This window comes from Blautia liquoris (genome assembly GCF_015159595.1).
GTDB lineage: Bacteria > Bacillota > Clostridia > Lachnospirales > Lachnospiraceae > Novisyntrophococcus > Novisyntrophococcus liquoris.
In genome coordinates this window covers 2,372,634-2,396,639 of sequence record NZ_CP063304.1, presented here as the reverse complement: position 1 = coordinate 2,396,639, position 24,006 = coordinate 2,372,634, and the positions used below count along the sequence as shown (strand labels likewise).

At 41.2% G+C, this 24,006-nt stretch carries 21 protein-coding genes and 1 riboswitch; of the genes, 19 read left to right on the top strand and 2 right to left on the bottom strand.

Annotated elements, in window-relative coordinates; all coding sequences use genetic code 11:
- Nucleotides 1–52 precede the first annotated feature (52 nt).
- From INP51_RS10915 to fsa, 12 genes are all read left to right on the top strand, one after another.
- Nucleotides 53–1,378 carry an ABC transporter substrate-binding protein gene (locus INP51_RS10915; protein ID WP_193734882.1) on the top strand — a complete coding sequence of 442 codons (1,326 nt, stop codon included), beginning with the start codon at nt 53–55 and terminating at the stop codon, nt 1,376–1,378.
- 34 nt (nt 1,379–1,412) lie between these two features.
- On the top strand, nt 1,413–2,348 hold the full coding sequence (locus INP51_RS10910; protein ID WP_230406773.1) for a carbohydrate ABC transporter permease: 936 nt from the start codon (nt 1,413–1,415) through the stop codon (nt 2,346–2,348).
- Nucleotides 2,338–3,177: a carbohydrate ABC transporter permease gene (locus INP51_RS10905; RefSeq protein ID WP_193734880.1), complete on the top strand. Its 840-nt coding sequence runs from the start codon at nt 2,338–2,340 to the stop codon at nt 3,175–3,177. Before INP51_RS10910 ends, INP51_RS10905 begins: the two co-directional genes overlap by 11 nt.
- Before the next feature lie 11 nt (nt 3,178–3,188).
- On the top strand, nt 3,189–4,328 hold the full coding sequence (locus INP51_RS10900; protein WP_193734879.1) for a uroporphyrinogen decarboxylase family protein: 1,140 nt from the start codon (nt 3,189–3,191) through the stop codon (nt 4,326–4,328).
- Nucleotides 4,325–5,365, top strand: a complete 1,041-nt coding sequence (locus tag INP51_RS10895; protein ID WP_193734878.1) for a uroporphyrinogen decarboxylase family protein — start codon at nt 4,325–4,327, stop codon at nt 5,363–5,365. The genes INP51_RS10900 and INP51_RS10895 overlap by 4 nt, the downstream gene beginning before the upstream one ends.
- Nucleotides 5,366–5,736: 371 nt before the next feature.
- Nucleotides 5,737–7,023: an ABC transporter substrate-binding protein gene (locus tag INP51_RS10890; RefSeq protein WP_193734877.1), complete on the top strand. Its 1,287-nt coding sequence runs from the start codon at nt 5,737–5,739 to the stop codon at nt 7,021–7,023.
- Between the two features lie 22 nt (nt 7,024–7,045).
- The gene (locus INP51_RS10885; RefSeq protein ID WP_193734876.1) at nt 7,046–7,921 is read left to right on the top strand and encodes a carbohydrate ABC transporter permease; all 876 of its coding nucleotides are present in this window, start codon (nt 7,046–7,048) and stop codon (nt 7,919–7,921) included.
- A 1-nt stretch (nt 7,922) separates the two neighbouring features.
- The gene (locus tag INP51_RS10880) at nt 7,923–8,756 is read left to right on the top strand and encodes a carbohydrate ABC transporter permease (RefSeq protein ID WP_193734875.1); all 834 of its coding nucleotides are present in this window, start codon (nt 7,923–7,925) and stop codon (nt 8,754–8,756) included.
- Nucleotides 8,757–8,771: 15 nt separating this feature from the next.
- On the top strand, nt 8,772–9,569 hold the full coding sequence (locus INP51_RS10875; protein ID WP_193734874.1) for a transketolase: 798 nt from the start codon (nt 8,772–8,774) through the stop codon (nt 9,567–9,569).
- Nucleotides 9,570–9,571: 2 nt separating this feature from the next.
- Nucleotides 9,572–10,495: a transketolase family protein gene (locus tag INP51_RS10870; protein ID WP_193734873.1), complete on the top strand. Its 924-nt coding sequence runs from the start codon at nt 9,572–9,574 to the stop codon at nt 10,493–10,495.
- Nucleotides 10,496–10,515: 20 nt separating this feature from the next.
- Complete coding sequence (locus INP51_RS10865) at nt 10,516–10,911, top strand: cupin domain-containing protein (RefSeq protein ID WP_193734872.1); 396 nt, start codon at nt 10,516–10,518, stop codon at nt 10,909–10,911.
- A gap of 43 nt (nt 10,912–10,954) precedes the next feature.
- Nucleotides 10,955–11,608, top strand: a complete 654-nt coding sequence (fsa, locus tag INP51_RS10860) for a fructose-6-phosphate aldolase (RefSeq protein ID WP_193734871.1) — start codon at nt 10,955–10,957, stop codon at nt 11,606–11,608.
- Nucleotides 11,609–11,850: 242 nt separating this feature from the next.
- On the opposite strand, the gene mgtA is transcribed toward fsa, so the two are convergent.
- A complete protein-coding gene (gene mgtA, locus INP51_RS10855; RefSeq protein WP_193734870.1) occupies nt 11,851–14,577 on the bottom strand; it encodes a magnesium-translocating P-type ATPase in 2,727 nt (908 codons plus the stop codon).
- A 294-nt stretch (nt 14,578–14,871) separates the two neighbouring features.
- A riboswitch (M-box (ykoK) riboswitch) is annotated at nt 14,872–15,032 on the bottom strand.
- A gap of 387 nt (nt 15,033–15,419) precedes the next feature.
- On the opposite strand from mgtA, the gene INP51_RS10850 reads away from it, so the two are divergent.
- From INP51_RS10850 to INP51_RS10840, 3 genes are all read left to right on the top strand, one after another.
- Nucleotides 15,420–16,757: an APC family permease gene (locus INP51_RS10850; RefSeq protein ID WP_193734869.1), complete on the top strand. Its 1,338-nt coding sequence runs from the start codon at nt 15,420–15,422 to the stop codon at nt 16,755–16,757.
- 26 nt (nt 16,758–16,783) lie between these two features.
- Nucleotides 16,784–18,010 (top strand): MalY/PatB family protein, encoded by a 1,227-nt coding sequence (locus INP51_RS10845; protein WP_193734868.1) that lies wholly within the window; start codon nt 16,784–16,786, stop codon nt 18,008–18,010.
- A 237-nt stretch (nt 18,011–18,247) separates the two neighbouring features.
- Nucleotides 18,248–19,150, top strand: coding sequence for a sugar phosphate isomerase/epimerase family protein (locus INP51_RS10840; RefSeq protein WP_193734867.1), 903 nt, complete (start codon nt 18,248–18,250; stop codon nt 19,148–19,150).
- 31 nt (nt 19,151–19,181) lie between these two features.
- Here INP51_RS10840 and INP51_RS10835 read toward each other — a convergent pair whose 3' ends face one another.
- Entirely contained in the window at nt 19,182–20,639 is a 1,458-nt protein-coding gene (locus INP51_RS10835; RefSeq protein WP_193734866.1) for a PucR family transcriptional regulator, read from the bottom strand.
- Nucleotides 20,640–20,891: 252 nt separating this feature from the next.
- Here INP51_RS10835 and INP51_RS10830 point away from each other — a divergent pair, with 252 nt between their 5' ends.
- From INP51_RS10830 to INP51_RS10815, 4 genes are read left to right on the top strand one after another with little or no spacing between them, the layout of a single operon-like run.
- The gene (locus INP51_RS10830; protein WP_193734865.1) at nt 20,892–21,875 is read left to right on the top strand and encodes a uroporphyrinogen decarboxylase family protein; all 984 of its coding nucleotides are present in this window, start codon (nt 20,892–20,894) and stop codon (nt 21,873–21,875) included.
- 28 nt (nt 21,876–21,903) lie between these two features.
- Nucleotides 21,904–22,932 carry a uroporphyrinogen decarboxylase family protein gene (locus tag INP51_RS10825; RefSeq protein WP_193734864.1) on the top strand — a complete coding sequence of 343 codons (1,029 nt, stop codon included), beginning with the start codon at nt 21,904–21,906 and terminating at the stop codon, nt 22,930–22,932.
- A 1-nt stretch (nt 22,933) separates the two neighbouring features.
- The gene (locus tag INP51_RS10820) at nt 22,934–23,587 is read left to right on the top strand and encodes a GTP-binding protein (protein WP_193734863.1); all 654 of its coding nucleotides are present in this window, start codon (nt 22,934–22,936) and stop codon (nt 23,585–23,587) included.
- Nucleotides 23,550–23,972: a hypothetical protein gene (locus INP51_RS10815; protein ID WP_193734862.1), complete on the top strand. Its 423-nt coding sequence runs from the start codon at nt 23,550–23,552 to the stop codon at nt 23,970–23,972. Before INP51_RS10820 ends, INP51_RS10815 begins: the two co-directional genes overlap by 38 nt.
- The last annotated feature ends 34 nt before the right edge of the window (nt 23,973–24,006 follow it).

Here is a 24,006-nt window from a genome sequence, read left to right as displayed (position 1 = left end):
TGCTTTTTACAGTATATGCTGTGAAAATAAAAAACAAATGGAGGATTGTTTTATGAGAAAGGAAAGTTTTAGAAAGATGACAGCGGTCGCATTGGCGGGAGTTATGACAGCTGCAACATTAGCGGGATGCGGCGGATCAGCAAAAAAAGAAGTCAAAGGAGGCTCAGCAAAAACAGAATCAAATGCAAAAGGAGATAATAATTTAAGGGTTACGGTTCAGGCTTGGATGATGGGAAAGTATGACTTTGAGGGAGCCAAAAGCAGTTTTGAAAAAAATCATCCTGGAGTCACGGTTACATACAATCAGGTGGATAATGTGGATGTGACTACTTCAATGCTTGAATGGTCTCAGGGCAAGACTAGCTGTGATATCGCTATCGGCGGAGATCGGTCACAAACCGTTCCCTATGCATCGAATGATTATATTGTAGAATTCACGGACGATAATTTCTTCAACGGCGATTTTACAAAAGATAAGTTCTATGATACCTTCCTTGAAAATGGAAATATTGAAGGAAAACAGTTTATGATTCCTCTGCTGGGAGAGGTAGTAGGTATTGTATGTAATATACCTATGATGAAAGAAGCAGGTCTTGTCGATGATAAAGGTGAAATTATACCGGCTAAAGATTGGAACGAATTGTATGAATATGCAAAGAAACTGACAAAGGATGGACAGACGGGATTTGGCATCGACTGGGGTGCAAACATGATGCTTTATACCTACGAAGCCTGTCTGAATGGTGTTGCCGGAACAATATTTAAAGATGATGATAAGACTATGGATTTCACCGGAGACAAGGTTAAAGGTCTTATGGAAACATGGAAAAAACTAGTGGATGACGGCTATACCACAACTGATGTATTTGCTGATATGGATGCAAACCGCACACAGTTTAAGTCGGGTCAGCTGGCTATGCATCTTGCTCCGGCTTCCAGATGGATTGAAGCGGGGGAGAATCTCGGAGCTGAAAATGTGGGTGTTATGCCAGTTCCTGGCACAGACGAGCACGGTTCTTTGAACTATATACATGGTATGGTTATTCCGAAAGTCTCGAAAAATCAGGATTTGGCCATTCAGTTTATGAAAGAAGAATTATTAAAAGACAGTTTCCAGCAGGGAGCGATCAATGGATATGGTAAGATGTCTCCACTCAAGGCACATTATGATAATCTTGACAACAAATATTGGCCGGAGGTTTTAAAATTTACTGAAAACGCAATTACTGCACCGCTATATAAAGATACAACAAAACTGGATACCTATATTCAGACCGAGGTACAGCAGTATCTCACAGGAGCTGAATCTGTGGATGACTTCCAGACAAGAATGGACGAATATATCGGAAAACTTGATTTAAGTAACGGAATGTCATAAGACTTCAGTTTAAAGTGGGGTAAATAAGATGAAAATGGGTTATCGTAAAAAGAGCATGTTAGCGGGATACGCTTTTGCGGCACCAGGCATGATCTTTGCTGTTCTTTACATGGGCTATCCGCTTTTGCGGTCCTTTTATCTAAGTTTTACAAATTATAATTTTGCTTTCGATTCCCAGCCTGCATTATGCGGGCTGGAGAATTACATCAATATGTTTAAAGACAGTTATTTTCTCGATTCATTTCGAAATACTGCCGTCTTTACACTGGCTTTTTTTCCGTCTCTTATGATTTTGTCACTGATTATAGCGCTATTACTCGATAAAGGCGTAAAGGGATCCGGGATATATCGCACATGTATCTTCATGTCTATGGTTGTTCCGTTATCATTGACCGGTATCATCTTTCAATGGATCTTTAATAATCAGTATGGTCTGTTAAATTCAGTACTGACACAGATCTTTGGTCTTAAATCATGGACACATAATTGGCTTGGCGAAGGAAAATGGGCAATGTTTTCAATTATCGTTGTGAGCCTTTGGAAAAACATGGGTATGTTGGTGATTTTCTTTATGGCCGGGCTTGCAAATATCCCAGACGATATTATTGAAGCAGCAAAGATTGACGGGTCTAATTCGATACAGACAACATTTCGAATCATTCTTCCGAACTTGAAGGAAAGTTATATTGTCTGCGGAGTGTGGGCTATTATACAGTCAGTGAAAGTGTTCGAACAACCCTTTGTGATGACAAACGGAGGACCAGGTACTTCGACTTTAGTTCTCTATCAATATACATGGCAGAACGCCTTTAAGTATTATGAGATGGGATATGCTTCTGCAATCGGATATTTTATGGGAATTATCATCTTAATTCTTTCTGCAATTAATATGTTTGCCAATCGAGATAAAAACGTCGATGAAGTAAAAAGTAAGAGAAAAAGGAAAGGAGTGGTGAGCCATGCTGAGTAAGAAAAAAGTTGCGAGATTTTTTGTCGGATTGATTTTGGCACTGATATCTTTCGGTTGGCTGATTCCATTTATATGGACGCTTCTTACATCCGTGAAAGTGAATGATGAAATTTATACGAACATTTTGAAATTTTTGCCATCTCATCTTTACTTTGGACATTACAGATCTATCTTTACCAAACTAGGAAGTTTCTTTTCCTATTTTAAAAATTCTGTCGTTGTATCTTTTTGGAGTGTACTGTTTAATGTTATTTTTGCAGCGACATTAGGTTATTCTTTTTCGAAATTTGAATATTACGGAAAAAAGATATTCGAAGGATTCATCATGTTGGTTATTACTTTGCCTTATGTTATATATCTGATTCCGATTTATATCATGCAGTCAAAGATGAACATGATTGATACAAATCTGGGATTGATTCTTCCATATATAGCGACGAATCTTCCCATGTCAGTTTTTATCATGCGAGGTCAGTTTAACGGAGTGCCGAATGAAATGATGGAGGCCGCCCGGATTGATGGAGCAAATCAGTGGCAGACGTTTTCAAAAACCGTGATTCCTGTTGTTAAGTCAGGTATTGCAACAGTAATCATAATGACCTTTGTTACAGTATGGGGTGAATTTACGTATGCACGCACGTTAAGCGTTACTCCAAAATCACAGACACTGGCTGTAGGAATTACATTTTTAAGAGATGAAGCTGCTTCCTGGCAATATGGAACATTGACGGCAACTATTATTTTATCTCTGATTCCAGTCATGGTGATCTTCTTAAGTATGCAGAAATATTTTGTAAAAGGTATCATGGCAGGAGCCATCAAAGGATAGAGAGGACAGATATGGAACAAGCAATATTTGACACAACATTACAAGATTCACAGGGAACTGAGGTGACTCCAATCGATCCGAATGCCTTCGATCTGGATGCATATGCGGATTATGAGAGCAAATTACTTGAAAGGAATAAGACTTTTACCGAACGGGATCACGGGCTGTTAGTTTATCGTCGCGTGAGGGCAAATGGAGTTTTTTATGACAAATGTAAAGATTACAGGGAATCTCTGGCACTGCAGCTAGGAGCATTGAAAGCCAGCATGGATTTTAAAGCTGACATCGCGAATTTTCTTGAGCCATGGTATGGAATCGGTTATATCGCCTCCTGTTTTGGCACGCGGTATCGCTGGCTTTTGGGTCAGGCCCCAAGTGTGGATGCCAAGTTTTCTTCTGCCAGGGAGATTCTGGATTCCGATTATATTCCTATTGCCCAAACACCAGAGGGAAAGTATAATCTGGAAATGATTGAGTACTTTATGGACCAGACGAAGGGGAAGATTCCCGTGTCGTTTAGCGACCTGCAGTCTCCGATGAACATGCTTACATATCTCTTGCCTGTAACAGACATGTTTATGGAAGTCTATGAGGATCCGGAAGGACTTAAGGGAGCCGCAAGGCTTTGCAGTGAGCTTTTAATTGAATTCTTAAAGGAGCAGAAAAAACTTATCGGAGATGCGCTTGCAAGGCCCGGACATGGCTTTGCAAGCAGCCGTGTTTTTACAGGCATTGGTTTAAGTGATGACACTTCTATCATGTTAAGTGAAGAGGATTATGAAGAACTGTTTCAGGATCTCGACGAGATGATTGGCGATGAATTCGGAGGTTTTGCGTATCATTCCTGTGGTGTATGGGAGAAAAAGATCAATATGGTAAAGAGCTATCGCAATATTCGGTGTGCTGACGGGGCTTTTTCGATTGAGACAGATCCGAGTCCCAATAATCCGGAGCATTTTGCAGATCCATTTAATGGGTCCAAAATTGTATTGAATGCCAGGGCTGTAGGAAATGTGGAAAACAGTTACACCGCTTTTGAAAAGTTATGGAGACCGAAACAAAAGCTGATCTGTGTGACCTATTGTAAAACCCCTGGGGAACAGGAAAAATTGTACAATCTGCTACACGAAATGGAGGAACAAGATTCATGAAATATGATATTACTTTTCATCCAAGTTGGTGGCATGACAATGGAGGAATTGATTTTACACAGGATTTTTTTGATGATCCCGAATACCGTATGGAATGCGACAGGAAGATGAGAAAAACTCTTTACGAGCATTTCGGAGAATTTGGAATTGGAGAAAAAGACCCTGGGAAACGACCACTTCTCGGGACGGACTTTCTTGCAGCGGGATATCTCCATTCAGAAATCATGGGATGTAAAATACGATACCAGGCGGACAATTCTCCTCAGGTGGAGTGTATGAATCTGGATGAGGATACCATAGGAGATCTTGCATTGCCGGACCTCGATCACAGCGAAGTGTGGAAACGAACTCAGAAACAGATTGAATATCTTATGGAGAACTATGGCCATGTGGAGACGTATGTAAACCTTATGGGAATCCAGAATATTGCCATGGATCTGATGGGGCAGGAACTGATGGTATCTTACTATACTTCACCCGAAGAGGTAGAGGAATTGCTCGATAAGATCACGAGACTTTCGATTGAGGTGGGAAGACGATTTAAAGTTCTGTCCGATGATGTCTCAGGAGGTGTGACTGCCGTTGTCCGGCAGACCTGCCCTCAGGTTTATCTGACATCCAACTGTTCTGTCGAAATGATATCGAACGATTTGTATGAAAAGTTTTTGTTAAAGTATGATCAGATGTTAGCCGATGAATTTGTTCATTTTGGTGTTCACCACTGCGGAAAATCTATGGAACATGTGGTGGATGGATATTCAAAACTCAAAGGTCTGGAGTTTGCAGAAGTTGGGGCTTTTTCAGATATGAAAGCGGTGCGGAAAAAACTTCCGGGAGTATTTTTGAATGCAAGGTATAGTCCCGTCAGACTGATGCGTGCATCAGAATCAGAGATTATGGAGGAAGTTCAGGAACTTGTCAGGAATGGTCAGGAAAACGGAGGACAAATCTCAGTCTCTTGTGTTGGAATTGACCGAAATGTATCAGATCAGCAAATTAGATATTTTTTAAATGCATGCCGTTTGGCGGGTAAGTAGGCAAACGATGCAGCAGTGAGTTTGAACGGGTGAAAGATTCATATCAATGAGTCTCTCACCTGTTTTTTATTTGCAGCAATCAGAATGTCACATACGACAACTGAAAATATTGTCAGCATTCCGTAGGCTCTCATATTGGAAATTTTCATATTAGGAGATATCATGATAATCATGATAGAACAACGTGGCCTGGACAAGTGACTGCAATCATTTCTTCAGGTATAAAGGTGGCCTGGCTTAAAAGCACACCCGTTTAAGGGTTTCAGGTTTTAACAGACCCCCTTGTTCTTTTGCGCGTTTTTTTATTGATTAGAGCTTTTTATATGGCAGCTAAGGGATAATTATGGTTCAGGAGAAAGCGAGGAGTAGACATGAAGAAAAAGTTATTGTCGGTTGTATTGGCAGCTACTATGGTTGCTGGAATGACGGGATGTGGTTCAAATCCCGAAAATAAAGGCAGTTCTGGTAAAGGATCAGAATCATCAGATAACATCGAACCATGTACAATTAAATTTCAATATTGGGCTGATAACACGGATTATTCGTCTTTAATGCAGGATATCATTAAAAAGTTTAACGATGAAAATGAGTATGACATTACCGTTGAAGGTGAAGAAACGCCATGGGATGGCGGAGGATATTCGAATACATTGTTTAATGCAGCTATGGGTGGAGGAGCACCGGATGTAGCTACGTTTAAACTCTCTGCAGCCCCTATGTTTGTCAATAATGATCTGTTTGCAGATCTTACACCTTTTGTAGATAAATGGGATGAAAAAGACGATATCGCTGATAATATTTATCAGGTAATGAAAAATGCCGGCGGATCTGATGATTCTCTTTATCTGATGCCATGGAACACCCAAATTTTGTATATATACTACAGACCATCTGTATTTAAGGAGGCCGGAATTACACAGACACCTGAAACCTATGATGAATTTATTGAAGACATAAAAAAATGTACGATGGATACGGATGGTGATGGAAAGACGGATATCTACGGATTCGGTATGCGAGGCGGAGCCGGTGGTCAGGAACCATGGGGAGACTTTATCTATGGTCAGGGAGGCAGTTTTGATGATCTGACATCCAAAGAGTCTGTGAAAGGGATGCAGGATTTTATCGATCTTTATCAGGGCGGATATGTACCAAAGTCTGCAACCAGTGATGGATTTCAAGAGACACTTGCGAATTTCCAGTCTGGACTTACAGCTATGTTTGTACATCATGTCGGCTCATCGAAAGGACTGATAGAAGCACTGGGTGACGATGTTGATGCCTTCATGGTTCCGAAAGGAAAAGGACAATGGACATCCATGGGAGACACGGAGACCGTTATGTTCGAGTCTTGTGAAAATAAGGAAGCTGCATTTGAATGGATGAAATATCTTGCAGCAAATGAAGGGCAGAAGATGTGGTGTGAAGGAACTGGACAGGTTCCGGTTGACCAGAAGGTACAAAAAGATGATTACTTTCAAAATGACAAATTTATGAAAGTTTCCATGGAAGGTATTGATTTTGCCGGTACCGTACCAGTCAAGGATACAACCACGGAGTGGATTTCAAACTGGCCGGCCATTATTTCACAGGCATTGACAGGCGAAATTACAGCAGAAGAATGCATGAAACAGTTGGACGCAGCTTTAAATAAGTAATAAGTGAAAGGAATAGATCGAAATGGTTAAAAAGAAAAGTATCTATCCATATTTACTGGTGGCACCTGCTTTGATCATTATTTTGTGTGTAGTTTTTGTTCCGGTTATCAATGCAATCGGAATGAGTTTTCAAAGTTATGATTTGCGAAGACCAAAGGAAATTGCATTCTGTGGTCTTGAGAATTATATTACAGTATTTAAAGACAAACTGTTTTGGAAGGCGCTTTGGAAGACAATTCTCTGGGTGGTATTTGGTGTTGGATTTCAGTTTGTATTTGGTTTTGTTCTGGCTTTGCTTTTGAAAAAGAAGTTTAAAGGACGTGGGGCCGTACGTGCAGTCAGTCTGATTCCATGGGTGACCCCGGGTGTATTAATCGGACTTATGTGGAGATGGATGTATGACGGCAATTATGGTGTGATTAACGATTTATTAGGAAAGATACATCTGCTGGATAAAAATATACCGTTCTTATCTCAGACAAATACAGCCTTTCCGGCGGTTATAATTACAATTATATGGCAGGGGATTCCATTCTTTGCGCTGATGATTCTGGCGGGACTTCAGGGAATTCCTGAGGAACTTTATGAAGCGGCAGATGTGGATGGTGCAACAGGTTTCCAAAAACTATTTAAAATAACAATACCCAGTATAAAAAACACACTTTTTGTAACAACTCTTCTTCGAGTTATATGGGTTGCAAACTCTGTTGATGTCATCTTTAATATGACAGAAGGAGGACCGGCATATTCATCACAGACACTAAGCGTTTATGTGTTTAATAAGGCGCAGGCTCTGGATTTGGGATACTCTTCGGCTATGGCAATTCTTCTGACACTGGTTCTTTGTCTGGTAGCAATACCATATCTGATATTTACATTTAGAGAGGAAGACAGCTGATATGAAAAGAGAATCATTATTGAAGAGATTTTTTACATTGTATCTTCCGCTTGCAGTGATTTTGGTATTCATTCTGTTCCCGTTTTATTGGACATTTATTACGTCTATCAAGCCAGACTCAGAATTATATGGAGCAATAACCTACTGGCCAAAACACGTTCAATGGGAATCATATAAAAAACTATTTACGACAACAGTGGATTTTCTGGGTGCAATGAAAAACAGCTTCGTTGTAGCGATATTAACAACGATGGTATCACTGACTGCCTCAACACTGGCATCCTATGCTTTTTCAAGATATAGATTTCCTGGGCGTAAAGCAATGATGGCCTTGTTTTTAAGCAATAATATGTTTCCAACAGTATTGCTTTTGATTCCGCTATACACGATTATGAGAAACATGGGTCTGCTTTATAAACCGGCATCTCTTGTTCTGGCATATACGACCTTCACGCTTCCGTTTTCTGTATGGCTGTTAAATGGATTCTTTAATGATTTACCATTGTCGCTGGAAGAGGCAGCTTTGATAGACGGATGCAACAGAAGAAAAGCGTTTTTCAAAATCATTCTGCCCATTTTAAGTCCATGCCTTGTTGCAACGGGTGTATATATTTTTATGACTTCATGGAATGAGTATACGTTTGCAGTTATGTTTACGAATAAAGCGTCAAGAACAATTCCGGTTGCGCTTAAGAGTTTGATTGGACAACTGGGGGTTGACTGGGGAATGCTGACTGCCGGCGGTATTATTACAATTATTCCAGTATGTATTATGTTTTTCTTTGCACAGAAGAGACTAGTTGAGGGCCTAACTGCGGGAGCAGTTAAGGGGTGATTCGAGGAGGAAAAGATGGATTACGAAAAAAAAGCAAAAGAGATTCGTCAGGAAATATTAAAAATGTTGTTTGCATGTCAATCGGGTCATCCGGGTGGATCCCTGTCATGTGTAGAAATGCTTATGGCTCTTTACTATGACATTATGAATATTGATTCCAAAAATCCAAAGAAAGCGGATCGGGATCGGTTTGTACTTAGCAAGGGACATGCGTGCCCCACACAGTATGCAATTTTGGCAGATTTGGGATATTTCCCGAAAGAAGATCTGGCAGGACTTCGTCAGGCAGATAGTCATCTTCAAGGGCATCCGGATTGCAAAAAAACTCCGGGGATTGAGGTGAACACAGGATCTCTTGGTCAGGGAATCTCGCAGGCAGTGGGACTTGCAATGGCAGCAAAGCATGCAAAAGCGGATTATAAGATATACACAGTAATTGGTGACGGTGAATGCCAGGAAGGACTTGTATGGGAAGCGGCAATGGCTGCAGCTCATTATAAGCTTGATAATCTTTGCGTTCTCTTAGATTATAATGGCCTTCAAATTGACGGAAGTAATAATCAGGTTATGGGACTTGGAAATATCACTGAGAAATTTGAAGCTTTTGGTTTTGCTTGCTTTGAAGCGGACGGGCATGACATCCAGGCAATCGAAGATGCAATAGAGGAGCCAAACTCTGGAAAGCCTAAATTTATATGCTGTCATACAATCAAAGGCAAGGGCGTTTCCTTTATGGAAAACCAGGTTGGATGGCATGGAAAACCAATGAATGAAGAACAGTTTAAGACAGCAATGAAAGAATTGGGGGCATAAAGATGGGAAAATCCTTGAGAGTTGCTTATGGAGAAGCGTTAGTAAAATTAGGACAAAAAAATGATAAGGTTGTAGCATTGGATGCAGATCTGGCACATGCAACGATGTCTGCAACATTTGCAGAAGCATTCCCAGACCGCTTCTTTAACATGGGGATTGCGGAAGGGGACTTAATGTGTGCGGCATCGGGATTCGCACATACAGGATTTATTCCATTTGCAAGCACGTTCGCTCTTTTTGGGGCTGGAAGAGCTTATGAAGAAATTCGTAACTCTATCGCATATGCAAATGCAAATGTAAAATTTGCTTTTTCTCATTCCGGGCTTTCGGTTGGGGAAGATGGCGGGAGCCATCAGTCAATTGAAGATGTCGCACTTATGAGGGAAATGCCAAATATGACGGTTTTTGTACCTTGCGATCCACTTGAAGTTGAAAAAGCTGTTTTTGCAGCAGCCAAAATGAATGGTCCGGTTTATATTCGTGTAGCCAGACCAGTCTGTGAGGATATTACAACACCAGAGACACCGTTCATTCCCGGTAAAGCAAACATTCTAAAAGATGGAAATGATGTATGTATCATTGCTATGGGATTAATGGTACCCATTGCTTTGAAAGCTGCAAAGATGCTGGAAACTGACGGGATTTCTGCGGCAGTTGTAAATATGCACACCATTAAACCAATTGATATTGAAACAATTCTTTCAATGAACGATAAGTGTAAGGGGATTATCACAGCAGAAGAGCATTCGGTGATTGGCGGACTTGGATCTGCAGTGTCGGAGGTGCTGGCAGGACATGCAGGCGCAAAATTTGCAAGGATTGGAATTCAAGACAAGTTTGGAAAATCTGGAAAACCAGATGAGTTGTTCGAAGAATATGGACTTACTGCTGAGAATATTGCAGCAAGCTGCAAAGCAACAATGTAGAAAAAAGGGAGATATGTATTATGGAGATTTTAAATTATTCGTTCGACGGTGAAGGCATGCAGAGGGTCTTCGAAAATGAAAAATGGACAGTTGGAATTAAGAATTGGAAGCCTGCCAATGATATTACAGGAATTAATAATTTGGAACGTCATAATAAGACTGACGAATTATTTGTGTTAATTGCCGGATCCTGTACCTTGATTTATGCAAATGAAAAAGATGGTGAGCTTGAATTAAAAACAGTTAAGATGGAAAAGAATAAGGTTTACAATATTCCATCAACTCTATGGCATAATACTATAACGAGTAAAGATACAAAAATGATTCTGATCGAGGATTCCAATACATCCATGGATAATACAGAACTTGTTGATTTAAATTCGGAACAGCTTGATAAGATTAAAACGCTGGTATAAGTCCGTCATACATATTTGGAACATAGAGAGGCAGATAAAACAGATGAAATTTTTTGTTGATACAGCAAACATAGAAGATATCAAAAAAGCAAATGATATGGGGGTAATCTGCGGGGTTACCACGAATCCGTCTCTGATTGCGAAAGAGGGAAGAGATTTCAATGAGGTGATCCGGCAGATTACATCAATTGTCGATGGTCCAATCAGCGGTGAAGTAAAGGCTACAATTACAGATGCTAAAGGGATGATTGAAGAAGGATGTGAGATTGCCGCAATTCATCCAAACATGGTTGTTAAGATCCCGATGACAGCAGAGGGATTAAAGGCATGTAATGTGTTAAGTTCAAAAGGCATCAAGGTGAATGTAACCCTGATCTTTTCAGCAAATCAAGCCCTTCTCGCTGCAAGAGCAGGTGCTGCCTTCGTATCCCCATTTTTGGGACGCCTGGATGACATTAGTGTCAGAGGTGTTGGTCTCATAAAAGAGATCAGTAAAATATTCAAAGAAGCAGGACTGGAAACCAAGATTATCGCAGCCAGTATTCGCAATCCCATTCATGTTACGGACTGTGCACTGGCAGGGGCCGATATTGCCACAGTTCCCTACAAAGTAATTGAGCAGATGACCAGACATCCGCTGACCGATGCCGGGATTGAAAAGTTCAAGGACGATTATCGAGCAGTGTTTGGAGAATAATAATATGATACCAGGGTCAAAAGGTCCTGCGTTTCATGCTTGCATGAAAAAGCATGACTTTGGGACCCGCACAAACATGAGAAAGCAACCCGATTAGGGTGTATTTCGAATATTTGTAGGATTACGTGAGCACAAAGTGCGGAGTAATCCGTGTATCATAAGGGGTCAAATTACTTTTGACCCCAACCTCATAATATAAAAATAACCGGATGGTTTTCAAAAGAGAAATCATCCGGTTATTTTTACAACAATTCACCATATCTTCGAACAAACATGTTTTTAGCAGCCGTAGCCAATAGCATATAGAGGAGTATGGTGAGTCCCAGCCAGGCAAAGTATACCGGAGGAAGTTCTGCAAGTCCGATAGACGCTCCAAAGGGTGTAAATGGTATCACAGTCAAAGCAGCTATTCCTGAAAAGGTCAGCAGGGTGACCGAAAGGGAAGCGTGACTTTGGATAAATGGCAGCTTAGGTGTACGAATCATGTGAATGACAAGTGTCTGGCTCCACATCGATTCGACGAACCATCCGGAATGGAAGAGTGCGATATAATAGGCCTTCATGCCGGGGTCGGTAATTTGATGATATAACTGTCCGCCGCACATGGCCGGGCAGATGATAAAGTACAAAAGCAGGTAAGTCGTGATATCAAACACAGAACTGGTCGGCCCAATCCACAGCATGAATTTTCCTATAGAGGAGGCATCCCATTTTCTTGGTACCGCAAGAAACTCGCCGTCCACATTGTCCCATGGAATCGCTGTACAGCTTAAATCATAAATCAGATTAAGCAAAATCAGATGAATAGGCAGCATAGGAATGAAGGGAAGGAATGCGCTCGCTATAACCACTGAAAAAACATTTCCGAAATTAGAGCTTGCCGTCATCTTAATGTATTTTATCATATTCGCATAGGTCTTACGTCCTTCAATAATACCTTTATCAAGAACTGTTAAGTCTTTTTCGAGCAGGATTACATCCGCAGATTCTTTTGCGATATCTACGGCAGTATCCACAGATATACCCACATCTGAGGCCTTCATTCCGGCGGCATCATTGATGCCATCTCCCATATATCCCACACTATGCCCCTGATCGCGCAGTACTGTGATGACACGTGCCTTCTGTTGAGGAGACAACTTTGCAAAGACGCTGGTTTTTTCGGCTGCTTCACCCAGTTCGATATCGCTCATCTTATCCAGATCAGAACCAAGAAGCATATGACCGACGGGAATTCCCACCTGACGGCAGACGGAACGGGTTACTTTATCATTGTCCCCTGTGAGAATCTTGACCTCGACTCCATGCTGATGCAGTGCCTTTACAGCCTGGGCTGTGGATTCCTTCGGCGGATCCAGAAAGGCCAGGTAGCCGATGAGAACCATATTGGACTCGTCTGTAACGGAAAAGGCTCCAACCGGAGAAGGATTCGTTTTCTGTGCAACAGCTATGACGCGCATTCCATCCTCATTCAGATCATTGACTTTGCGCAGAATATACTCCCGGATGGATTGTGTCAGTGGAATAACCTGCCCGTCGTATTCTGCATAATTTGAGATGGAAAGCATCTCTTCGACTGCACCTTTTGTAATCATCTGGGTTTTGCCGGTAGAATCGGAGACAACTACGCTCATGCGGCGCCGCTCAAAATCAAATGGGATCTCATCCACCTTCTGATATTGGTCAGAGAGTCCCGAAAGGCTCTGCTCTGTGTTTTCTTCTTCATGCGTACGTTCTATAATTGCCACATCCATAAGGTTCTTCAGACCAGTCTGATAGTAGCTGTTTAAAAAGGCGTGGCGAAGTACCCTTGCATCTTCGTTTCCGTGGATATCCATATGGTATTCCAGAACCACCTTATCCTGTGTCAGCGTACCAGTCTTATCCGTGCAGAGAATATCAATAGATCCAAGATTCTGGATAGAATTTAAATTCTTTACGATTGTTTTTTCTCTGGACATGCTGACCGCACCTTTTGCCAGGCAGGTGGTAACAATCATCGGAAGCATCTCAGGAGTCAGTCCGACAGCTACAGATATAGAAAATAATATAGCTTCCATCCAGTCTCCGTTGGTAAAACCATTGATGAACAGTACCACAGTTACCATCACAAGCATAAACCGGATCAGAAGCCAGGAAACGGAGTTAACCCCCTTTTCAAAACTGGTTTTCACAGGCTGAACATCAATGTTTTTTGCCATATCACCAAAAATCGTGTCATCCCCGGCGGCGACAACCAAACCGGAGGCGGTGCCGCTGATTACATTGGTACCCATGAATGCCAGGTTTGGAATCTCTGTAACGGCATCGCAATCCCCGTTATATGCACCGGATGTTTTTTCTACAGATGCACTTTCTCCGGTAAGGGCAGACTGGCTTATGAATAAGTCTCTGGCGGCAATGATTCGTAAGTCAGCAGGAATCATGTCTCCTGCTGACAGATGTATGAGATCACCGACTACTACATCTTCCAGCGGGATTTCAGCCCTTCCAATTCCCTGACGCTCCACATTGGTGGTAGTCTTAATCATCTTCAAAAGATTATCCGCGGCATTTCCGCTCCTGGCTTCCTGTACAAAGCGCAGAATACCGGAAATCAGTACCATGGATACGATGATAACCACTGTCATGGGATTCTTTTCGCCTGTGTCTGCCATAATAACATCGGTAAAAAGTGATATTGCGGCAAGTATAAACAAAACAGCGGTAAAGGGATTGATAAATGCCTGGATGATTCCCATGGCAAGGGAATTCTTCTTTCCTCGTGTGATTTGATTGCCGCCATATTGTTCTCTGGATTTTTCCACGGCTTGTTCGCCTAAACCGTCAGGTGTGGTTTCCAGATAATTGTATAATGCATCAACTTCAGCAGTCGCTGTGGATTTCAGTCTTTCCGTGGTTTTAGCACGGCATGCTGTCTCCTCGGCTGTCTTTTTTACTTCTGTGCGATAAAATAATTTTTTCTTCATAGGTCTGTACCTCCGTTTATAATGTAATTAAAAGCAGCGGGAAGCACAGCCCATCTTATGACGAGCTATATTCTGAATAACAGGATATGACGATGCGGAAGATGGAAGCGCAGGCTCCATGACAGCATCATATATTGCATTCGCCCATCAGAATCAAGGCTGCGTATACCTCCGGGTTCCATTTTCCTCACCTCTCTTTCCTGAAAAAATCTCATGTATTTGGACATAAAAAAAGCCCTGTGACCGTTTCGAAACGATGACAAGGCAAAATATCTAAAAAGCTCATTAAAAAAGCATTCATCCGCCATCGTTCAAGCTTTAACTTCACAGGGCAATGAAGATACATTATTCCATGCCTTGTTTTCGACATGGACTGTTTACCTGCTCATAGTGTCTCCACTATTTTGCGGTAGTAACCCGTATCCCTGTGGTAGCCTCGCCTACCGAAACGTATTTTCACTTTCTCAGTATAAGCGGGCATGTAGGTTTTGTCAACCCTTAAATTTTTGAGGCAATTGTCCAAAGCGGTTTCACCTAGTTAAGTGAAGATCCGACGAACAGAAAACCACTTGACTTTCAGGACAGCCTAATCAGTAGTGCAACTACCGATAATATAGAACAATCCGTAGTATCATAGAGGTCAAAATACCTTTTAACATTTACATATGATTATCCCCATACAATAAATGAAGATAGCAACATTGTACAAAAAAATAAGAGGATATATGATTATTTTAGAACTAGAGTATATATTGTTGTGAAATAAACAATGATCAAATCTTGTGCACTAATAGCTGGCCAGCTATTTTGATTATGCAAAAACTAAAGAGGAGGACAAATATATGTCAAGTGACTCTGGTGGCAGTACAAAGCAACTGAAACAAGTTTTGGGTTTTTGGGATTTAATGGGGGCAGCCGTTGGACAAATCATCGGGGCAGGTATTATGACGCTGCTTGGTGCAGCAATAGGAATGACAGGGAGGTCGGTGCCCTTAGCTTTTTTAATTGCTGCCATTATAACTATAGCTGGGTATTTTCCGCTGCTTTTGATTAGTGGAACTGTTCGCCTCAGAGGAGGTCAATATACGCAGGTTGCCATGCTGGCAGGAGATAAATTTGCAGGTGCCTTTACGATTATCTACATATTTTCAAATCTTTCTTTGTCCATGTATGCGATATCATTTGCAAGCTATTTTATATCACTTTTCGGGATTGGTAATGAGAAATTAGTTGCGTTCATTGTTTTAACAATTTTCTATATTTTGAATTGTTTTGGGATTGACAAGTTTGCAAAAGCTCAAAACCTAATTGTTGTTATTCTTGTGGTAGCTCTTGGATTGTTTGCCGCAATGGGCGTTGGAAAAATTGAACCAGGATATTTTGATAAAGCTTCATTCATGACAGGTGGAATGAAAGGGCTGCTTCAGGCGGGCGGACTTCTCACTTTCGCTATTGGGGGAGGATCTGTGGTTATTAATCTTTCAGCAGAGGCAAAGAATCCGACAAAGGATATTCCTATAGTTATGATTGTATCTACCCTTTTGGTAGCTGTTTTATATGGATTTATTTCTTTTATTGCAGCAGGTGTCCTGCCAGTTGAGCAGGTAACAGGGCAGAATCTCACGCTTGTAGCAGACAAGATTCTTCCAAGACCAGTGTATGTTTTCTTTATTGTTTGTGGTGCGGGTTTTGCATTGATTTCTACATTAAATGCTCAGCTTGCATGGGGACCGAAACCAGTGATGCAGGCCTGTGACGATGGGTGGCTTCCTGAAGGACTGGCTAAGCTATCAAAATATAATACTCCAGTTATAATATTGACTATTTTGTATGTTGTTGCTATCGTATGCGTGTTTACAGGATTGAGTGTTGATGTTCTAGGCAATATGTGCCTTGTTGCCAATGGAGTAATTACTTTGATGATCAATGCCAGAGTTTATAAATTACCAGAAGTATGTCCGGAGGCATGGGAAACATCTAGGTTTAAAGTGGGATCCCCTGCTATGATGGCAATTACGATCATCGGGACAATCTCGTCAATTTTAATTATTATACTGAATGCGTCAACATTGAGCCCAACCTTATTAGGTTTAAATATAGTTGTAATTGTATGTGCGTTTATATTCTCATTTTTGCGGAGCAAAAAGACTCATGTGGAAATCAGCTATGAAAAAGTGTGATATATAAAAGGAAGGAGAACAAGGCTATGAAGTATGATTTTACTAGTATTATGGATCGTCATGAAAAGGATTCAATTGCAGTTGATGGTTTGGGATGCAGCCCGGGATTTGCACCGGACTGTCCGAAAGAAGGTTTTGACACAATACCTATGTGGGTTGCTGATATGAATTTTCCTACGGTACCAACAATAACGGAGGAGATTATAAAGCGAGCAAAACATCCGGCTTTTGGATACTTTAGCTCAACTGATGAATATTTTGATTCTATCATCAGATGGCAGAAAAATAGAAATGGTGTTGAGGGGCTGGAGAAACAGCATATCGGCTATGAAAATGGGGTTCTCGGCGGCGTTGTCAGTGCACTGAATGTATTCTGTTCAAAGGGAGACAATGTGTTACTCCATTCCCCGACCTATATTGGTTTTACAATGTGTGTGGAGAATAATGGCTATAATATTGTACATACACCTCTGATTCCAGATGACAAAGGTATCTGGCGTATGGATTATGAGGATATGGAAAAGAAGATTGTGGATAATAAGATTCATGCGGCTATCTTCTGTTCACCGCACAATCCATGTGGGAGAGTCTGGGAAAGAGAAGAAATAGAGAAAGCAATGGAGATTTATAAAAAACATGATGTTTTTGTTATTTCCGATGAAATATGGTCCGATATCATTACTAGCGGATACAAACATATCCCCACCCAGAGTATCAGTGAGGACGCAAGACAGAGAACGGTTGCTCTGTATGCACCATCAAAGACATTCAATCTTGCAGGTCTTGTTGGAAGTTACCACATTATATACAATAACTGGATCAGGGAACGAGTGGACAAGGAATCTTCGCTGAGTCATTATAATGACATGAACGTTCTTTCGATGCATGCGCTGATTGGTGCCTATAAGCCGGAAGGATACGAATGGGTTGATGAGGTGTGTCAGGTTATCACGGAAAATATTGAATATGCGGTGGATTATATCAATCGGTATTTTGAAGGAGTCTCTGTTTCGAGACCACAGGGAACCTATATGCTCTTTGTGGATTGTACACAATGGTGCGGGGAACATAATAAAACGATTGTCGAGTTGGAGAAAGCTGGCTGGGATGTGGGCGTTGCATGGCAGGATGGAAGGATGTTCCATGGACCGTGCAGTATTCGTATGAATCTGGCACTGCCGCTTAGCAGAGTAAAAGAGGCATTCGACAGACTCGATAAATATGTATTCAACGCCGGAGGTGATCTTTCATAAAACATGATTCAAAAGTTGCAGCAGATGTTCCGACTGTAGAAGAGGTAATAAAGCTGCTAAAGTGAGTTAATATATCCGACATAATGAATAAAAGCTCTCCTTGGGGTGGCAAAAGGAAGTGAATTGGCCATTCTGAAAGAGGGCTTTTTTGACTGTTTCCTGTTGAGTTGTGTCACATACTATTGTATAATTCAAGTGATAACTGGCCCATTATCTGTAAAAGAGAGGATGATAACAATGAACGAACCAATACAAAAGTATTTTCAAATCGGAACAATTCAATGGATGAGCCATCCACCGGCGAAATATCCGGTGGTCGATTCGATTTATAAACTGGCCTGTGATCCTTATTTTGATGCTATTGAACTTACGCAAATAAAAGATTCGGATGACAGAGAAAGGGTTAAAAAGATTTTACAACAGTCACACATGAAAGTCTGCTATGGTGCTCAGCCGCGGCTTTTGAATACCGGTCTCAATCCCAATGATGTAAATGAAGAGGGGCGAAAGAGGGCAGAGGAAACCCTGATTGAGGCCATCGATGAGGCAGAGTATCTGGGTGCAAAGGGGATTGCATTCCTTGCCGGCAAGTGGACTGACGAGAATAAAGATAAAGCTTATGAAAATCTGTTGAAGACCACAAGAAATCTCTGTGATTACGCGGCCGATAAGGGAATGTTTATTGAGCTTGAAGTTTTCGATTACGATATGGAAAAAAGGGCACTGATCGGGCCGGCGCCTCTGGCTGCCCGCTTTGCAGCTGACATGAGGATGACAAACAACAATTTTGGATTGTTGGTGGATTTGTCACATTTTCCAACAACCTATGAAACTTCCCGTTTTGTGATCCGGACACTGCGCCCCTATATCACACATTTTCACATTGGAAATGCCGTGGTCAAAGAGGGATGCGAGGCATATGGGGATCAGCATCCAAGATTCGGCTTCCCTGAAAGTGCGAATGATACAGCGGAACTGATAGATTTTTTTACTGTACTGAAAGAAGAAGGATTCTTCGACAAGAAAGATCCCTATGTGCTTTCCTTTGAAGTAAAACCATGGGCCGAGGAAGACGGAGAGCTCATCATAGCGAATACGAAACGAGTGATCAACAGAGCCTGGGCGCTGGTGGAAGGGTGAAATAAACCAGCCTGACACATGGAGTTTGTTTCTAATGCCGGGCTGGAAACTTCATAATCTCAAATGAAAGATATAGATATTCTCTTGTAGCCACATCTTTCGTATCAATTCCGGTCAGCTCCCGGATTCTGTCCAGTCTGTGCATGAGGGAATTCCGATGCAGTGACAACTGGCGGGCTGTGTCGGCAAGGCTGCAGTTGTTTATAAGATAGGTGTACAGTGTATGGTAGAGATTACTATTTCTTTTATGGTCATATTCTCGTAATATAGCCAGTGCCGGATGCACAGAGGCTTTGGTAGCGTTGCTTTGGAGGACACCACGGATGTATTCGAGAGCGTATTCTTTGCAAAAATATACCTTCCCTTTTTCTTTTTTCGAATATTGCAGCGCAATATCGCACTGTTCTGCACAGACGGCAAGCTGTAAGATATCCTGAAAAGTAAAGCTGATTCCACAACAGGCGGCACTTTGCTTTAATTCATAAGATAAGATCAAAGTCATCTTGGATTCAGGCAAATAGAACAGATTTACAAGGATATAGATGCTTTCTGTTTGTAAGAAAACATAGCAGTCTTCCAGCAGATTTTCCAGTCTTGCAAGCAGTGGGTAGGTGATATCTTTATATTCCGGAGGTATCAATATTTTAGCCAGTACTTTATTGTGTTCCGGATTCCAACCGGCCATATACAGTTTGTGATCAAGTTTTACTTTTGAGACAATTTGCCCGTCCAGCAGATCTCCAAAGATGGCTGTTTCCTCTCGGAAAGTTTTGCTTTCCATGTTATGCTTCATCCACAGTTCCACCATATTTCCCAACATATCCAGAAGCTGAAAATCTGCGGGGGTAGTTTTTTTGAAATATTCCGGCATAATAATTCTGCCTGCTACATTTCCATGCATATATAGCATACGTTGGAGAAAGCGTTTATCGAAGTATGGCAGATTCATGATTTCTACTTGATGACTGAATTTTGAACGATGTAGGAAATCTTTCATTTGCTGTAGCTTATCCATTGAGTTACTTCCGGTTTTAAGCAGGGTATCCCATTCCTGATCGATGTCACCTACTCCGTATTTTGAAGACAATGCAATTGCCATATGATTGGCATCATGAATAGCAAGTGGCTCCTGAAAGACGGGCGTACTTTCGTCAATAACATACTGCAAGTCACATCCATCCAGAATTGCCTCATATAAACCATCTGCCCAGCTGTTATAAAAGTCAAAGGCATCAAAAATATTGTTTAACACGAGATCCATATCGGTTGTATTCAGCAGAATCATATCGTGTCCGCTTACGCAGATTACCTTATCGTTTTCATTGGTTATAAATTCATTTGCCCTTGCCAGGTAAACATTTTGTTTTTCGATGTTAATCTCTCCTGAAAGTATACGTGCGCTTCGAAGAATTGGATCCCCTCTTTCAATTTTGACAGCCGGCTGATATTTCTCCAGCCAGCTTGCCAGTACCCACATGCTTAGCTTCATGTTTCGCACCCTTTTCCTTTATAGTATATTATGATAATTATGATGTTGGGGTCAAAAGACCTGTTGACCCTTACATCATAATTATAGTGCTATATGCACACCTGTGTCAAAGTAAATATATATGTTATCAGATGTTTTGCACCTTTTTTTGGATGAAATTGTTTTATATAATAGGATGAAGCAGTAGGTTATCTCATAAATATATATGGTGCATTTTATCCTGATAATTAAAATTTTGAGAGGAGAAGTAATATGACGGAACGCGAAAATGCATTACGGGTATATCGCCATGAAAAACCAGAATGGACACCAAACTTTGTAGAAGCAGTATTTCTTGCTGGTTTTTGGTCAAACAATGAATGTGGGCTCCGGGGTGAAAAAGTTACGGATCACACGGCACTAGATGTCTTTGGAGTGGAGTGGGATTTAAGTCACGGTTCCCCGGTACCAGTACCAGGGAAATATATACTCGATGATATTTTGAATTGGCGCAGTATTCCATTTCCAGAACCTGAAACATGGGATTGGAAAAGTATGGCTGAGATTGAATTGAAAGATTATGATGGTACGAAAGTCCTGACTTACTTTTGTGAACAGGGGCTGTTTGACCGTCTGACGCAGCTAATGGGGTTCGAGAATGGGCTGATGGCGTTACTTCTTGAGCCGGAAGAATGCGCCAAATTCTTCGAACGAATGGCGGATTATAAAATTCAAATTATTCAACTTGTTGCAAAGTATTATCATCCGGATGTTTTTTTATACTCGGATGATATAGCAAAAGCGGATTCTCTGTTTATGAGCCCGGATACATATCGTGAATTGATTAAACCGAATCAGGCCAGGATCATTCAGGCGATTATTGACAATGGAATGATTCCAGAGCAGCATACGTGTGGGAAATGCGAAGCGGTCATTGATGATTATGTGGAAATTGGAGTTCAATCTTTCTTCCCAGCACAGGCTTCCAATAATATCGTCGAAATCCAGAAAAAATATGGGGATCGTCTTATAATCAACGGAGGTTTTGACTCGCAAGGTCCTGCCGGACTTCCAAACGCAGATGAACAGACATTGCGGGCAGAGGGCCGGAGAACAGCAAGAGAATATGCCATCAATGGCAGTTATATGCTGATTCCCATGATCGGTGATATTATGTTCTCAACACCAGAGCAGCAAAAGGCGATGGGGATCGTAAGCGAAGAATTCCGTAGAGAATGCAGGAAATTAGGATTGTAAAATATAAAAAAATAAGGAGAAGATGATCATGAGTTTAACACCAAGAGAAAATTATTTAAACGCATTGACACATAAGAAAACAGAATGGATTCCGACATTCTCCGTGGATTGTGCATGCGTAGGATTTGGAGCACTTTCAGGTCCATGGGTTGAAAAAGGACCGATAGGCGGCGGATATGATGGATTTGGAGTGAGATGGGTGACACCCTCCTCGGGTGGAGGCGCAGCAATTCCGGCCCCAAATGAGTTTTTACTTGACTCAGACACAATAACAGACTGGAAGAGGATTATAAAGTTTCCAAATTTGGAGGAAGTCGACTGGAAAGGGATTGCAGAACAGGAGTTTGCAATGGTTCATGCAGATCCTGAAAATCAGGCAATTGATTTCGGATGTGGGAATGGTGTCTATGAAAGGCTGGCATCTTTTATGGGATTTGAAGAGGCATTGATTGCACTGATGGAGGAACCGGAAGCTTGTTACGATTTGATGGAGGCAATTACTGACTATAAGATAGAATTTGCCAAGAAGGTAAAACAATATTATAATCCGGATATTTTTACAAATTATGATGACATTGCAACGGAAAGAGGACCGTTTATGTCTCCGGAAACCTATCGTAAATTGATTAAGCCACATCATAAACGCCTATATGAAGAAGTAAAAAAACTTGGTATGATTCCGGTACAGCATACATGCGGATACTGTGAACATTTAATTGAGGATTTTATTGATACGGGAGCTGTAGCCTGGACCTCTGTTCAGCCGACAAATGATATTGAAAAAATTCTCTCTAAATATGGAGATAAATTTGTTCTGATAGGCGGTTTTGACAGCAACGGGAAACCGGCACAAGCCGATGCAACTGTCGAGGAGAGGATGAAAGAGGTTCACAGATGCATGGATATCTATGGGAAATATCCCGGTTATATTTTCTTTGGGTTTGTTCTCGTAGATTCTATAGATCCAGCAGAAACAGGTAAAGCATTGGCACCTATTTTTGAAGAAGCAAGCAGATATAGTCGTGAACTTGCAGCAGGAACAGGAAAGGTTTTATAATTTGAAGATTATAATTTTAGGAGGATTTCTAGGTTCCGGAAAAACCAGTGTACTGCAGCAGATGGCACATTTTTTGGTGGAACACGAAGCAAACAGCAAAGCAAATACAAAGTTTGCTATTGTTGAAAATGAAATCGGCGAAGTCGGAATCGATGATCAGGTTTTAAAAAGTGCTGGGTTCAAGGTAAGTAATATTTTTTCCGGCTGTGTCTGCTGCACTCTGAAATCCGAACTGATTAAAAGTGTAAAAGAGATCCAGGAAAAGATGAATCCTTCCTGGGTCGTAATTGAGGCGACAGGGGTGGCTTATCCTGGCAGCATAAGAAAAGCATTGACGGACAATTTAGGACTCGAAGCATATATCATAACAATTGCAGATGCCAGTAGATGGAAAAGACTTGTAAATGCTATGCAAACACTTGTCAGCGGTCAGTTGGAAGATAGTATGACAGTCTTGATTAATAAAACTGATTTGATAGAGGAAGATACTTTGGAGACTGTGAAAAGCAGTGTGGTATCCTATCATGCTTCTGTTGAGATATTTATGATATCAGCCAAACAAGGAATTCCGGCGAGTGTATTCGAAAAAATAGTAGAACATGTGAAGGAGCAACAAGATGGAAAACAAGATGGACATGGCTATGACGGAGCATAGCCATGAATCGATTCCTAGCAATGGGCATACCTGTAATCAGGGGCATATTCATACTGGAGTTGAAGCCTATATGCATGAGGGCGCTTCCGTGGTATCTGCAGAAATAGAAGCTAATAATTCTATAAAAGAAGTAAAGCAGCAACTGACGACAGACATTGAAGAGTTATCACACTGGGTAGGTATTCACAATGGTATTGTGGGACATATCAAGGCATTTATAAAAGAAGGCGGCAATGGATATATGTTGTCTAGCACGGGTAAAGATGTACAACGTAAAGAGATTTCAGAATCAGTAATTCAGATTTCGATTGCAGCCATTGTGTTCCAGGTTGATTTGAAACAAATGAAACAACAAATTGAGAAAATGCTTGAAAAATATAAATAGACGAATACTGAGTGCGGATAAAGGGACGGGGTAT